This window comes from Sphingorhabdus sp. (genome assembly GCF_050921905.1).
In the GTDB taxonomy this organism is placed as follows: domain Bacteria; phylum Pseudomonadota; class Alphaproteobacteria; order Sphingomonadales; family Sphingomonadaceae; genus Sphingorhabdus_B.
This window is the reverse complement of the sequence record NZ_CP050888.1, coordinates 1,300,282-1,314,200: the sequence shown is the minus strand read 5'-3', so window position 1 is coordinate 1,314,200 and position 13,919 is coordinate 1,300,282. Positions and strand designations below refer to the sequence as shown.

Below are 13,919 nucleotides of genomic sequence, written 5' to 3'. Positions count from 1 at the left end.
GCGACTATGCCCCAAATATGGGTAAGTTCGCTATCGCCAACAATAACTGAAAACCTTTTATCGAGAGGTCAATAGCCCATCAGGCTCATGACTTCCTTGCGGCTCGATTGATCGTCCAGGAAACAGCCAATGAGTTTTGACGTTACCATGCCAACGCCGTGCACCTTCACACCGCGCCCAGTCATGCAACCATGCTGCGCTTCAATAACAACCGCAACGCCCTCTGGCTTGAGATTTTCCCAGATGCAGTTCGCAACTTCGGCCGTCAGGCGTTCCTGCACCTGAAGCCGTTGGGCAAAGCCGTGCAAAACGCGCGCAAGTTTCGAAATGCCCACAACCTTGTCGGTTGGCATATAGGCAATTGACGCCTTGCCGATGATGGGTGCCATGTGATGCTCGCAATGCGACTGGAACGGAATGTCCTTGAGCAAGACGAGCTCATGATAACCGCCAACCTCCTGAAAGGTGCGCGACAAATGCGCCGCGGGATTTTCGGCATAGCCAGCGCAATATTCGCGCCATGCGCGGCCAACGCGCGCGGGCGTATCGAGCAGGCCCTCCCGCTCCGGATTATCGCCTGACCAACGGATGAGTGTGCGAATGGCGTCTTGAACGTCGTCAGGAACGACAATTTTGCCGTTCTCACCAATTTCGTCTTCATAATGGATATGGGCCATGGGAAATACCTTGTCGGGCTTGTTCATCTTTAGGCTCCGGCAGGCGAAGTGCCCGCATCTTCAAATGTAAAGATATGTCCACCCGTCTTTAAAAACTATACGGACAATAGCCCATAGGGACTGCATCACAAACTATGATGATATAGCCCCCGAAGCTGAAATGCTATTCTGTTGCTCAAAAAATTAGCCGATTGCCTGACCAGTTTTGGCCCAATCGGCCAAAAAGCCCTCAATGCCCTTGTCCGTCAGGATATGCTTGAATAGGCCCTTGATGACCGACGGCGGTGCAGTCATCACGTCAGCACCAATTTTCGCGGCTTCAAGGACATGGATGCCATGACGGACGCTGGCGACAAGGATTTCGGTACCAAAAGCGTAATTGTCATAGATCAGGCGAATGTCGCTGATAAGCTGCATACCATCAAAGCCATTGTCGTCATGGCGGCCAACAAAGGGCGATATGAATGTCGCACCAGCCTTTGCGGCCAATAGCGCCTGATTCGCAGAGAAACATAAGGTCACATTGACCAAACTGCCTTCAGACGTAAGGGCCTTGCACGTCTTTAGGCCGTCGATGGTCAATGGCACCTTGATGCAGACATTGTCGGCAATCTTCCGCAGGATTTCGGCTTCCTTCATCATTGTCGCATGATCGAGCGCAACGACTTCTGCCGACACCGGACCATCGGTCAAGGCGCAGATCTCACGCGTGACTTCAATGAAATCCCGGCCGGATTTGGCGATCAACGATGGGTTGGTGGTCACGCCGTCGAGCAAACCAGTCGCCGCCAGATCCTTAATATCGGCAATGTCAGCGGTATCGGCAAAGAATTTCATGGGACTGTTTCCTGATTGGAGATTCGGTTTCATATCTCTTGGCAAAATATCGGCCAAAACAACAGACCTATTGGAACCAGAACTGCGATAGTGCGAGATGATCATCCAGATGGTGACGTTTGCCGCATCATTGCCTATACGCGCGTCATGATCTTGCCCACCAACCGCGTCCGTGTTGTCTTGTTGACGCAAGCGATTGGTCCGCTCGATTACCGGCTGCCCGATGATATGATCGCGGGGCCGGGCTGCGTTGTGATGGTGCCACTTGGCCCTCGCAAATTGCCCGGCGTGATCTGGGATGATGATGTTTTCGGCGATGCTGCGGTAGATGCCAGCAGACTTCGCGCGGTACTTGAAATTGTTGATTGTCCGCCGGTTGCGCTGGGCTTGCGTCGCCTGGTCAACTGGGTAGCGGATTATTATCTCACGAGCCATGCGGCGGTCTTGCGCATGGTATTGTCGTCTTCGGCTGCGTTCACGGCGACGGGAACCATTACCGAATATCGCCGTACCGGGTTTGAGCCAGCGCGGCTGACACCACAACGCGCGGCCGCGCTCGACGCTTTGGAGGGCGCGCAAGGTCTTGTGCGCGAGCTAGCGGCAGAAGCTGGCGTCAGCGACGCCGTCATTCGCGGGCTGATAAAAGCCGGCGCGTTTGAACCGGTTACCATCAGCGTCGATTCGCCGCTGCCCGAACCACTGGCAGACTTTGACACGCCAAAATTGAACGACGCGCAGCAATTGGCAGCAAACAGCATGGTCGATGCGGTGCGCAAAGGCGGCTTTGACACATTCGTCCTGGATGGCGTCACAGGATCAGGCAAAACCGAAACCTATTTTGAGGCGGTGGCCGAGGCGTTACGGCTAGGCAAACAGGTTCTGGTGCTTCTTCCCGAAATCGCGCTGACCGCGCCATTCCTTGCCCGCTTCGAAGCCCGCTTTGGCGTCGAGCCAGCGGTTTGGCACAGCAATCTGCGATCCACCCAGCGCCGCCGTGTCTGGCGTGCTGTCGCCGATGGCAGCGCAAAGGTGCTGGTCGGCGCCCGCTCGGCGCTTTTCCTTCCCTTTGCCAATTTGCGCCTGATTATCGTTGATGAGGCGCATGAGACAAGTTTTAAACAGGAAGATGGCGTGCGCTATCATGCCCGCGACGTTGCCGTCATGCGTGGCCATTTTGAAGAATTTCCGGTGGTGCTGGCATCGGCAACGCCAGCGCTGGAATCGCGGCATATGGTGGCCATGGGTCGCTACAAAGCCCTCGAAATTCCGTCGCGCTTTGGCGCGGCCAAGATGCCTGAGATCAAGGCCATCGACCTGACGCTCGACGCGCCCGAATCACAGCATTGGATCGCACCGACATTGCTGAAGGCATTGGAAGAACGCGTCGAACGCGGCGAACAGAGCCTGTTGTTCCTGAACCGTCGTGGCTATGCGCCTTTGACCTTGTGCAGGACCTGTGGGCACCGGTTCCAATGCCCGAACTGCACAAGCTGGATGGTCGAACACCGACTCGTGCGGCGGCTTGCCTGCCACCATTGCGGCCATGTCATGCCGCCGCCGGAGGAATGTCCTGAATGCGGCGAAAGCGATACTCTGGTTGCCTGTGGCCCGGGCGTTGAACGCATCAGTGACGAGGTGAACCGCCTGCTGCCCAATGCGCGGACCATCGTTGCGACATCGGACACTCTATGGTCGCCGGAGAAGGCGGCGGAGTTTGTGTCACGTGTCGAGAATAAGGCGGTGGACATCATCATCGGCACGCAATTGGTGACGAAGGGTTATCATTTTCCCGAACTGACTTTGGTCGGGGTGATCGACGCCGATCTGGGGCTTGAGGGCGGGGATTTGCGCGCCGCAGAACGCACCTTCCAGCAAATTGCGCAGGCGGCTGGCCGGGCAGGGCGCGGCGAAAAGCCGGGCGAGGTGTTCATCCAGACACGCAATCCCAATCATCCCGTCATCGCCGCCTTGGTCGCCGGTGACCGCGATGCATTTTATGATGCCGAGACACAGCAACGCAAATCCGCTGGTGCGCCACCGTTCGGGCGTTTTGCGGCCATCATTATCTCGTCCGAAGATGAACGCGAAGCCATTGAGGCGGCGCGCGCCGTGGGAGGCGCTGCACCGCAGGTGGACGGAATGCATGTCTACGGCCCTGCGCCAGCACCGCTCGCCATGTTGCGTGGCCGTTATCGACAGCGCCTTTTGGTGCATGCCCAGCGCTCGGTCGAGGTGCAGAATATCATCCGTGAATGGCTTGGCGGCTTACAATTCCCACGCGGCGTTCGGGTTGGGGTCGATGTCGACCCTTATAGTTTCTTGTGACCCTAGACGCTCAAATAGCGGATTTACCTCATGCGTTTAATGCTGCATCGTGCCGTCAAAATATGGGGAGAGAACAAGATGCACAAAATTTTATGGGCAGCGTTATTGAGCACGGCGTCGGCAACAGGCGCGTGGGCACAAGACGCAAAGCCAGCATCTGATGCGACAATCGCCGCGCAACGCAGCGTCGCGGCGCAGCTTCCCACCGAAGATGGCCGTGACCTCGATTTTGCGGACAGGGGTTTTATCGGCACTTTGTCCGACCCCGTCATCACCAACAAAGACGGCAAGCCTGTCTGGAACCTTGGCGCTTATGACTGGATGGTGGATGGCCAATCACCCAATACGGTGAACCCAAGCCTGTGGCGGCATATGGGCCTGTTGCGTAAACATGGGTTGTATGCGCTGACGGACAATGTGTGGCAAGTGCGCGGCTTTGACGTGTCGAACATGACGGTGATTAAAGGCCAAACGGGTTGGATCATCATTGACCCGCTGACCAGCCGGGATACTGCGGCGGCGGCGCTGAAACTGGTGAATGAAAAGCTGGGGACTCGGCCAGTCACTGCGGTCATTTACAGTCACAGCCATGGCGACCATTTCGGCGGTGTGCGCGGGATTATCAATGAGGGCGACGTAAAGGCGGGTACGGTTGCGATCCTTGCGCCCGAGCATTTCCTGGCCGAGACGGCGTCTGAAAATGTCATGGCCGGTCCTGCAATGGGCAGGCGCGCGACGTTTCAATTTGGCAGTAACCTGACGCCTGGTCCGCAAGGGCAAATGGGCAGTGGCATCGGCAAAGGCATTGGCGGGGGCGATATCACGCTGATCCCGCCCACAATCGACATTCGCAAAACTGGCGAACAACGCGAAGTAGACGGCGTGACGTTGGAGTTCCAAATGGTGCCGAACACGGAAGCACCGGCCGAAATGAACGTCTATCTGCCGGCGGCACGTACGTTTCTGGCCGCCGAAATCGCAACATGCAGCCTGCACAATATCCTGACCCCACGCGGCGCGAAAGTGCGAGATGCGTTGAGCTGGTCCGGGTTTCTGAACGAAGCTGTCAATCTATATGGCGAGCGGAGCGACGTTATCGCCTCAAGCCACTGCTGGCCGCGCTTTGGCCAGTCGGAGGTCAAGGGCTGGCTAGCGGGGCAGCGCGACAATTATCGCTATTTGCACGACCAAACATTGCGCATGATGAACAAGGGCATGACTCAAGCCGAGATCGCAGAAGTTTTGAAGGCTCCGCCAGCGATTGGCGACCAATGGTTTAACAAGGGCTATTACGGCACCTACAGCCATAATTCGAAGGCAATCTATCAATATTATCTGGGTTGGTATGATGCCGTCCCCGCCAATCTGAACCCGCATCCGCCGGAGGTTCGCGCGGGCAAAATGGTCGCGGCGATGGGCGGCGCGAAGAAGGTTTTGGCAGAGGCGAAAAAGGCGATGAAAGCGGGGGACTATCGCTGGTCATCCGACCTGTTGAACCAACTCGTCTTTGCCGAACCCAAAAATGTCGAGGGGCGGGCCTTGCTTGCCGACAGCTATGAACAGCAAGGCTATCAGTCGGAATCCGCGATCTGGCGCAACATGTTCCTGACGGGCGCGCGCGAACTGCGTGCAGGCATGAAGGCGGGCATTAACGCGCAAAGCATCGACATGATTTCGGCGATACCAACTGGGTTGTTGTTGGATTCGGTGTCGACCCGGCTGGACCCGAATGTCATTGGCAATGCCGCGCTGGCCCTGAATTTCGTGATTTCGGACCGAAAAGAGACCGCGAAAGTCACCATTGGCAATTCGGTGATGTTCAGTGAAATGGGTAAGGTCCACGCTGCGCCTAATGTGACGGTCACTGGCCCGCGCCAATTGTTTCTGGCCTTATTGTTCCTGAAAATGCCGGCAGCGCAGTTGCAGGCCGCTGGACTGAAAATCGACGGCGACAGGGCGGCGATTGAACAGCTTCAAGCCGCGCTTGACCCGATGCCGGGTGCATTCAACATTGTGGAGCCGTAATCTAGGCAGTGAAGGCAACAAGGGCAGCGCCAAAAGTCACACTAAGGTCTCACCTAAAACGCATGCAAAAGCAGGCTAAAGTGGCTGATTGCATGCCCTTGCAGCCTCTGGGCGAATAACGATTTCTGTGGGATAAGGTGACTCGTCAAATCCTACATTGCAAGTCAAAATGCGCGGAGCGTTTCGTCATATTGGGGTAAAGCGCGGTCAAAGACGAAATATTTTGCCTTTCAATTGAAGCTTTACATTTCCCCACGCTGGCGACGGATGGCATACCATTTTGCCACGTTGGCGTTGTGTTCTTGCAAGGTGTCGGCAAAAATATGGCCGCCCTTGCCGTCGGCAACGAAATAATAAGCGCTGGTTTGTTGCGGGTTCAGCACGGCGGCAATGGCGGCGCGTGACGGGTTGGCGATTGGCCCTTTTGGCAGGCCAGCCATAGCGTAGGTATTATAATCGTTCACGTCGGCAATCTCGGATTTGCGAATCCTCCGGCCAAGCGACTTGCCCTTTGTGATGGGGTAAATGATCGTCGGGTCGGCCTGCAGCCGCATGCCCGTGCGCAAGCGATTGGAATACACACCGGAGACAATGCGCAATTCGGATTTGAGCGCCGTTTCCTTTTCGACAATCGACGCAAGCGTAAGCGCCTCTAATGGTGTTTTGACCATCGCGTTCGGGCTGCGCGTTGCCCACAACTCGGCCATTGTTTTTGTCATGGCGTCCTGCATGCGTTTCAGGACTGCAGCGCGCGGTTCGTTTTTGTCAAACGCGTAACTGTCAGGCAAAACCGAACCCTCGGCTGGTATGGAAATGCTCCCGGTGAGCTGGTCATTGGCCATAAGGCGTTCGTACACCATGATCGAAGGCATGCCTTCAGGAATGGTGACCATGCGTTGCACGGTTTTCCCATCTGTCAGGATGGACAATATGTCGGAATTGGAGGCCTTTGCCGGAATGACAAATTCGCCTGCCTTGATGGTGTTAGACGCGCCAAATATCTTTGCCCGGCGCACAAATGCGTCGGCGGATTTGACCGCACCGCTTTTCTCAAGCTGCCGTGCAGCCGACATCATGCTTGACCCCGGCTTAATGATTACAGTCGCCGCGCGCTCCAGCGGCCCGGGCGCCGTCCATCCGTAAATAAAGTTACCAGCGATTACCGCCAGTAGCAGCGCCGCCGCAACGACCGCCCATTTGGCGAGGCGGCGGCTTGCCTGTTTCCCATAATGTTTCGCCACAATTAACCCTTCTCATTCCCGCCGTCAGTGCCCGCGTGCGCGGGAATGACAAAATGAGAGATATGCGATACTGCTATCACGTTCGTTTATTCAGCCAATTTCATGATGAGGCTGGCGTTCGTCCCGCCAAAGCCGAAGCTGTTGTTCAAAACCGCCTTCACTTCGCGTTTCCTGGCGGCATGCGGGACAAGGTCAACGCCTTCTGTGCCTTCATCTGGGTTGTCGAGATTGAGCGTCGGCGGCACAATCTGGTCACGCAACGCGAGGATGCAGAAAATGCTCTCCACTGCGCCAGCGCCGCCCAGCAAATGGCCGATGGCCGATTTGGTCGAGCTCATCGACACATTTGCCATGGCATCACCAAATAAGCGCTTTACCGCGCCCAGCTCGATTGTATCGGCCATGGTCGATGTGCCATGCGCGTTGATATAATCAATATCGGCGGGCGTCATGCCGGCCTTTTTCAACGCCATCTGCATGGATCGAAACGCGCCGTCACCTTCGGGATGCGGCGCAGTGACGTGATAGGCATCGCCCGACAAGCCATAGCCGACGACTTCGGCGTAGATCTTCGCGCCGCGCGCCTTGGCATGTTCATATTCTTCCAAAACAACGACGCCTGCGCCTTCACCCATCACGAAACCGTCGCGGTCCTTGTCATAAGGGCGGCTGGCAGCCTCTGGACGGTCGTTATAGCTCATATTGAGCGCGCGAGCCTGTGCAAAGCCTGCGATACCCAACGGGTTGATGGTGCCTTCTGAACCGCCAGCGACCATGATGTCGGCATCATCATCGCGGATCATGCGGGCGGCATCACCAAGTGAGTGCGCGCCTGTGGAGCAAGCGGTGACGACGGCGTGATTGGGTCCTTTTAGGCCATATTTGATGCTGACTTGGCCCGAGATCAGGTTGATCAAGCGGCCATGCACGAAATGCGGGCTAACGCGGCCAGGGCCTTTCTCCGCCAGTAGCAATGCTTCGCTTTCAATGCCGGGTAGACCGCCGATCCCGGACCCGATGGAGCAGCCAGCGCGCACTTTTTGCTCTTCGGTCAATTCGGTGAGGCCAGCATCTTCCAATGCTTGGCCCGCGGCATCAATGCCATAAATGATAAAGGGGTCGACCTGACGTTGGACCTTGTGGTCCACGCGCTTATCGGGGTCAAAGCCCCATGGATGGTCCTTGCCCTTCACCTCGCATGCGATCAGGCATTTCTGGTTGCTGGCGTCGAAATGCGTAATCATGCCAGCACCGGATTTTCCGGCAATCAGGTTGGACCAAGTGGTTTCAACATCTGCACCCAAGGGTGTAACCAGACCTAATCCAGTGACCACGACACGACGCATTGCCTTATCTCCAAAAGCTAATCTTTACGGCCCATTACTGCGAACAGGGACCAAAAAGCAAACGGCTTTCCGACAGAAGCGCACTTAACGCCGGTCGGAAAGCCGTTTGAATTTGTATCTGACCGCGCATCATCGCGCGTAACGGCTTAGCCGTTGCTGTTGATGAAATCGATCGCGTCCTTGACGGTCGCAATCTTTTCAGCGGCATCGTCGGGGATTTCGACGTTGAATTCTTCTTCAAACGCCATAACCAATTCAACGATATCAAGGCTATCTGCGCCCAGGTCATCAATGAAGCTTGCAGCTTCCGTGACCTTGTCGGCTTCAACGCCCAGATGTTCAACTACGATCTTTTTGACCCGTTCCGCGGTATCGCTCATTTTTTGTGCCCCTTATTGGTTGGGAGGATGAATTTCAGATATCGCCCTAATGTGCAGAATAGCCGCTGGCAAGTGGCAAGCGACGCTTATGCATCAAAGCATGGCCATGCCGCCATTTACATGGATTGTCTGGCCCGTAACATAACCCGCTTCTCTTGAGGCGAGATAGGCAACGGCGGCACCAATGTCCCCGCCTTCGCCCATGCGGCCCATCGGAATACGCGCATTCAACGCCTCTTTTTGCGCTTCAGGCAGGCTTTCGGTCATCGCGGTGGCGATGAAGCCTGGTGCGACGCAATTGGCCGTCACATTGCGGCTGGCGAGTTCCTGCGCGATTGCTTTTGTCATCGCCGTAAGGCCACCTTTGGACGCGGCGTAATTGGCTTGGCCCGGGTTGCCCGTGGTGCCGACGACGCTGGTGATGGTGATGATACGGCCAAAGCGCGCCTTCATCATGGGTTTCGTGGCGGCGCGCATCAGGCGAAATGTTGCCTCAAGGTTGATACGGATGACGTCATCCCATTCCTCATCCTTCATACGCATCGTCAAATTGTCGCGCGTAACGCCTGCGTTGTTCACAAGAATGTCGATCTGGCCCAGTTTCTCCAGCGCAGCGGGAACCAACGCCTCAACGCTGTCTTTGTCGCCCAGATTGCAGGGAACCGCAACATGGTCGCCACCTAAGGATGCCCGGAATGCGTCGAGCTTTTCCACGTTGGAGCCCGACACCGCAAGCCGGGCGCCTTGCGCCGCCAGCGCGTGACAGATGGCACTGCCAATCCCGCCCGAAGCGCCAGTAACAAGCGCAGTCATGCCGGTTAGATCAAACATATCATTCTCCCTTAAATTCGGGTGCGCGCTTTTCCAGAAACGCGGTGATCGCTTCGTCATTGTCCGCGGTGGCGTGGGCAAGGCTTTGCATCGCGGCGGACATTTCGAGGATATTTTTAAGGTCAGCCGTCTGCCCTTCGCGCAGCAGGCGCTTCGTCATGCGGACGGCATGTGGCGGGTTTGCGGCAATTTTGTCCGCAATGGCGCGCGTGGCGGTCATCAGGTCGGCATCATCCACCACTTGCGTAACCAGCCCGATACGCAACGCTTCGGCAGCGTCGATGGTTTCGCCGGTCAAGGCAAGTTCGGTCGCTTTTGAAAAACCGACGATGCGCGGCAACAGCCATGCGCCACCGTCGCCCGGCGTAATGCCCAACCGCACGAAGCTTTCGGCAAATTTGGCCGAAGACGCGGCAATCCGGATGTCGCACATTGTGCTAAGGTCAAGCCCTGCACCAATGGCCGCGCCGTTGACCGCCGCGATGACCGGAACCTCAAGCGCTTGGAGCATCAGCGGCAGACGCTGGATGCCATATTTGTAGTTACGCCGGGTTTCTGCGGGCAATCCTGCACGCAAGCCACCGCTATCCGGACGCATTTGTTTTAAGTCACCGCCGGAGGAAAACACCGTCCCTGCGCCTGTCAGGATGACGCAGCGCACGGACATGTCCTGATCGGCTGCCATGAATGCGTCGCACAACTGTTCGACGACAGACACATCCGAAATCGGGTTACGCTTTTCGGGCATATTCAGCGTGATGGTCAGTATGCCACCATCACGCGACTGGAGAATTTGGTCGTTCATTAAATCGCTTTCAAAAAGGCTTCGATGTCATCCATGCTGATGACGCTTGATGTGGTGATGTCTTCGCCCGCGCTGCGCTTTACCATGGGCGACAATATCTTCCCGCCAAACTCTGCAAAATGGGTAACGCCGGCCTCCGCCATGGCAATCGCCGACTCGCGCCAGCGGACCCGGCCAGTGACCTGCTGCACCAATTGCCGGGATATGGTGTCGGGGTCGGATACCGGCGCAGCGGTGACGTTAGCGAATAACGGCACCAATGGCGCGTGGATGGTCGTCGTCGCAAGGGCGCTTGCCATGTCATCGGCGGCGGGTTGCATCAACGGACAGTGAAAGGGTGCAGATACGGGCAACAATATGCCGCGTTTGATGCCATGGTCCTTCGCCAATGCAATCGCCCGGTCAATCGCGCCTTTATGGCCGGAAATAACGACTTGCGACGGGTCATTGTCATTGGCAACGGTGCAGCTTTCCCCTTCGGCAGCCGCAACAGCCAGGCTTTCGGCTTTTTGTATATCCGCGCCGAGCAAAGCGGCCATCGCGCCGACGCCGACGGGCACAGCCGCCTGCATCGCGCGCCCGCGCAGCTTCAGCAATGCCGCCGTCACCGACAAAGGCAACGCGCCAGCGGCGCACAGTGCGGTATATTCGCCCAAGGAATGGCCAGCGACGAAATTACATTTTTCCGATAGGCGAACGCCGCCTTCCTTTTCCAAAACGCGCAAGGTGGCGATGGCATTGGCCATGATCGCAGGCTGCGCATTTTCGGTCAGTATGAGGTCGCTCTCTGGTCCTTCGCACATCAGGCGGAAAAGATGCTGGCCCAACGCCTCATCGACTTCCTCAAACACTGCGCGCGCAATGGGGCTGGCTTCGGCGAGCGCTTTGCCCATGCCAACGGCTTGGCTGCCTTGTCCGGGGAAAATAAATGCGCGCATAACTGCTCCTGTTCGTCCGTGTTCTGGCAATTCGCCTATGGCGCGGCGTTGAATGTTGCAAGCCCGAACGGCACGATGCGATTGTCAGCATCATGACCAATATCCGCGCGGCCCAGATAATTGATCCCCGTTTTTGCGCACCAGCGCCTGGCAATCTCCTCGGTATCTTCGCCAAAGGGGCGGTCATTGACAGGTACATCACTGACGCGGCCAAGCCGCAATCCGGCCAATCCTGCGCTTTGCAAATGGCTGGTGACGTGGAAAAAGGCGCGATCATAGCCATAGAGATATTCGCTGATTTCCTCGACCATCAACACATGGTCTTTCAGGTCGGGCATTAACGGCGTGCCGACCATCATCGCCAAGGTCATTAGATTGAAAGCCGCATATTTTGTGCCTGCTTGCAGTTGCGGTTCAAGCGCCTGCGGCGACGCGTGCAGCATCCAGTCGAGTGCACGCAGGACGGCGGCCTCACCGCCATCGCGCTTGATATCGGCTGGCATCGGCCCATGGCAGACATGGCCTATTTTTGCGGCGTACAATGCGCCAAGCAGATTGCCCGCGTCGCTATAGCCCATATAGATTTTGTCCGCCGCCGCCGATGTTAGCGCCGCGACGGCGTCTTGGGCGATTCGGCAAGCCCCATAGCCACCGCGCGCGAACCAGACCGCATCAAAGCTGGTGTCATTGGCAAGGTCCACAAACGCGGCGCAGCGCATATCGTCTGGACCGGCGAAATGGCCAGCCTCGGCAAAACTTTGGTCGTGAAAGTTGAGTTCAGCGGTCGGGTGCGTGGTTGCGGCAAGCGCAATAACCCGCGCCGCGTCCGCCCGCGTAAATGGCGTCGATGGCGCGCAGATAGCTATCCGCATAAATTACGTGCCTCTCCAATACGCGTCATTCCCGCGCAGGCGGGAATCCAACGCCGGGCCGTGATGTTTCGACAGAGCGAGAGTTGGCCCCCCGCCTTCGCGGGGGTGACGCAGTTTTGTATATACGGGACCATTGCCAAAATCATCTTCCGGCCATAACCGCCACTGATGCACAAAAACAAATCCTATTTCTTCTGCGGCATTGGTGGTTCGGGCATGTTGCCCTTGGCCAATATCGTGCGTGATGCAGGCGCAAGTGTCGCCGGCTCCGATCGCGCGCTGGACCAAGGCCGATTGGGAACGAAGTTCAGTTGGTTACAAAGCTTGGGCATTGACCTATTTCCGCAAGACGGCAGCGGCCTTGTTGGCGGCGACCAGATCCTCATTGCCTCCGCGGCCATTGAGGATAGCGTGCCGGATATCGCCAAAGCTAAGGCGCTTGGTTGCACCCGTATGACGCGCGCGGAATTGCTCGCCGAGATGTTCAACGCCGCCCCGCGCAGCGTTGCGGTCGGTGGAACCAGCGGCAAATCGACGGTGACGGGCATGATCGGCTGGATATTGACCGATGCTGGACGTGACCCGACGATCATGAACGGCGCGGTGATGAAAAATTTCGTCGCCGATGAAGCGCCCTTCGCCAGCGCGCGTGTGGGGCAGGGCGGTGTCTTTGTTTCGGAAGTCGACGAAAGCGATGGCTCCATCGCCCTGTTCACGCCCGAAGTCGCGGTGCTCAACAATGTCAGCCTTGATCACAAAAGCCTACAAGAATTGCGGCAGTTGTTCGGCGACTTTGCGCGCAAGGCGAAAGCCTGTGTCTGGAATGCCGATGATGCGGAGACTGCGGCGCTCGTGGAACCCTTGGCGCTGGCAGGGGCCATCAGCTTCGGCTTCGCAGCGCAGGCTGATTTCCGCGCGACCGATATCGTTGACCTGCCACTGGGCAGCCGTTTCACGCTGCACGCAATGGGCGAAGCTTACCCCGTCACCTTGATCGTCCCCGGTCGCCACAATATTGCCAACGCGCTTGCTGCGATCGCCGCAAGTGTTGCGCTCGGCGTGTCCGTGGCGCAAGCCGTGCGCAGTGTAGAAAGCTTTAGTGGCCTTGCCCGCCGTTTCGACATTGTCGGCACGGCCAATGACATCACCGTCATCGACGATTTTGGCCATAACCCGGACAAGATCGCCGCAACGCTTGCGACGTTGAGGGCGTTTCCCGGCCGCATCATCGCTTTCTTCCAACCCCATGGCTACGGCCCCATCCGCGTCATGGGCGCTGAACTTGCGGACGTGTTCGCGGACATGCTTGGCGCGGATGACCATCTGCTCCTTTGCGACCCCGTCTATTTCGGTGGCACCGTGGACAAAAGCATCGGCAGCCAAAGCATCACCGACGCAGTGGCCAAAGCTGGCCGCAACGCCGAATATATCCCCAGCCGGGAAGACTGCGGCAACCGTATTGCCGAATTGGCCAGGCCCGGCGACCGGATCGTCATCATGGGCGCGAGGGATGATACTTTGAGCGGGTTTGCTGCGGATGTGTTAGGGCGGCTGAAGTGATCGAACGCTAATCGGCAGGAGGTAAGCGCCTTCTAATAGGAATGTTATCGCTACCTGAGCCGCCACCGGGATGTCGTCTGAT

At 57.3% G+C, this 13,919-nt stretch carries 12 protein-coding genes; 3 read left to right on the top strand and 9 right to left on the bottom strand.

What is annotated here, in order from left to right; translation table 11 throughout:
* Positions 1 to 68: 68 nt before the first annotated feature.
* Both folE and fsa read right to left on the bottom strand, forming a co-directional pair.
* Positions 69 to 677, bottom strand: a complete 609-nt coding sequence (gene folE, locus HEQ18_RS06230) for a GTP cyclohydrolase I FolE (protein WP_397603028.1) — start codon at positions 675 to 677, stop codon at positions 69 to 71.
* 183 nt (positions 678 to 860) lie between these two features.
* A complete protein-coding gene (fsa, locus tag HEQ18_RS06225) occupies positions 861 to 1,514 on the bottom strand; it encodes a fructose-6-phosphate aldolase (RefSeq protein ID WP_397605565.1) in 654 nt (217 codons plus the stop codon).
* A gap of 147 nt (positions 1,515 to 1,661) precedes the next feature.
* Here fsa and HEQ18_RS06220 point away from each other — a divergent pair, with 147 nt between their 5' ends.
* Entirely contained in the window at positions 1,662 to 3,839 is a 2,178-nt protein-coding gene (locus tag HEQ18_RS06220; RefSeq protein ID WP_432815966.1) for a primosomal protein N', read from the top strand.
* A 78-nt stretch (positions 3,840 to 3,917) separates the two neighbouring features.
* Positions 3,918 to 5,864 carry an alkyl/aryl-sulfatase gene (locus HEQ18_RS06215; RefSeq protein ID WP_432815930.1) on the top strand — a complete coding sequence of 649 codons (1,947 nt, stop codon included), beginning with the start codon at positions 3,918 to 3,920 and terminating at the stop codon, positions 5,862 to 5,864.
* A gap of 242 nt (positions 5,865 to 6,106) precedes the next feature.
* On the opposite strand, the gene mltG is transcribed toward HEQ18_RS06215, so the two are convergent.
* From mltG to HEQ18_RS06180, 7 genes are all read right to left on the bottom strand, one after another.
* Positions 6,107 to 7,108, bottom strand: a complete 1,002-nt coding sequence (gene mltG, locus HEQ18_RS06210; RefSeq protein ID WP_432815965.1) for an endolytic transglycosylase MltG — start codon at positions 7,106 to 7,108, stop codon at positions 6,107 to 6,109.
* A gap of 83 nt (positions 7,109 to 7,191) precedes the next feature.
* A complete protein-coding gene (gene fabF / locus HEQ18_RS06205) occupies positions 7,192 to 8,451 on the bottom strand; it encodes a beta-ketoacyl-ACP synthase II (RefSeq protein WP_432815929.1) in 1,260 nt (419 codons plus the stop codon).
* Positions 8,452 to 8,597: 146 nt separating this feature from the next.
* Complete coding sequence (locus tag HEQ18_RS06200) at positions 8,598 to 8,831, bottom strand: acyl carrier protein (RefSeq protein ID WP_125229739.1); 234 nt, start codon at positions 8,829 to 8,831, stop codon at positions 8,598 to 8,600.
* Between the two features lie 93 nt (positions 8,832 to 8,924).
* A complete protein-coding gene (fabG, locus tag HEQ18_RS06195; protein ID WP_397606486.1) occupies positions 8,925 to 9,662 on the bottom strand; it encodes a 3-oxoacyl-[acyl-carrier-protein] reductase in 738 nt (245 codons plus the stop codon).
* A 1-nt stretch (position 9,663) separates the two neighbouring features.
* Complete coding sequence (locus HEQ18_RS06190; RefSeq protein ID WP_432815928.1) at positions 9,664 to 10,467, bottom strand: crotonase/enoyl-CoA hydratase family protein; 804 nt, start codon at positions 10,465 to 10,467, stop codon at positions 9,664 to 9,666.
* The gene (gene fabD / locus HEQ18_RS06185; protein ID WP_432815927.1) at positions 10,467 to 11,405 is read right to left on the bottom strand and encodes an ACP S-malonyltransferase; all 939 of its coding nucleotides are present in this window, start codon (positions 11,403 to 11,405) and stop codon (positions 10,467 to 10,469) included. Before fabD ends, HEQ18_RS06190 begins: the two co-directional genes overlap by 1 nt.
* A 35-nt stretch (positions 11,406 to 11,440) precedes the next feature.
* Entirely contained in the window at positions 11,441 to 12,277 is an 837-nt protein-coding gene (locus tag HEQ18_RS06180; RefSeq protein WP_432815926.1) for an LD-carboxypeptidase, read from the bottom strand.
* 168 nt (positions 12,278 to 12,445) lie between these two features.
* On the opposite strand from HEQ18_RS06180, the gene HEQ18_RS06175 reads away from it, so the two are divergent.
* Positions 12,446 to 13,837, top strand: a complete 1,392-nt coding sequence (locus tag HEQ18_RS06175; protein ID WP_432815925.1) for a UDP-N-acetylmuramate--L-alanine ligase — start codon at positions 12,446 to 12,448, stop codon at positions 13,835 to 13,837.
* Positions 13,838 to 13,919: the final 82 nt, after the last annotated feature.

What these genes read in the sequence shown, in the direction of transcription:
- folE (WP_397603028.1), bottom strand. Translation starts at nt 677, where the DNA reads ATGGCCCATATCCATTATGAAGACGAAATTGGTGAGAACGGCAAAATT.
- fsa (WP_397605565.1), bottom strand. Translation starts at nt 1,514, where the DNA reads ATGAAATTCTTTGCCGATACCGCTGACATTGCCGATATTAAGGATCTG.
- HEQ18_RS06220 (WP_432815966.1), top strand. Translation starts at nt 1,662, where the DNA reads ATGATCTTGCCCACCAACCGCGTCCGTGTTGTCTTGTTGACGCAAGCG.
- HEQ18_RS06215 (WP_432815930.1), top strand. Translation starts at nt 3,918, where the DNA reads ATGCACAAAATTTTATGGGCAGCGTTATTGAGCACGGCGTCGGCAACA.
- fabF (WP_432815929.1), bottom strand. Translation starts at nt 8,451, where the DNA reads ATGCGTCGTGTCGTGGTCACTGGATTAGGTCTGGTTACACCCTTGGGT.
- HEQ18_RS06200 (WP_125229739.1), bottom strand. Translation starts at nt 8,831, where the DNA reads ATGAGCGATACCGCGGAACGGGTCAAAAAGATCGTAGTTGAACATCTG.
- fabG (WP_397606486.1), bottom strand. Translation starts at nt 9,662, where the DNA reads ATGTTTGATCTAACCGGCATGACTGCGCTTGTTACTGGCGCTTCGGGC.
- HEQ18_RS06190 (WP_432815928.1), bottom strand. Translation starts at nt 10,467, where the DNA reads ATGAACGACCAAATTCTCCAGTCGCGTGATGGTGGCATACTGACCATC.
- fabD (WP_432815927.1), bottom strand. Translation starts at nt 11,405, where the DNA reads ATGCGCGCATTTATTTTCCCCGGACAAGGCAGCCAAGCCGTTGGCATG.
- HEQ18_RS06180 (WP_432815926.1), bottom strand. Translation starts at nt 12,277, where the DNA reads ATGCGGATAGCTATCTGCGCGCCATCGACGCCATTTACGCGGGCGGAC.
- HEQ18_RS06175 (WP_432815925.1), top strand. Translation starts at nt 12,446, where the DNA reads ATGCACAAAAACAAATCCTATTTCTTCTGCGGCATTGGTGGTTCGGGC.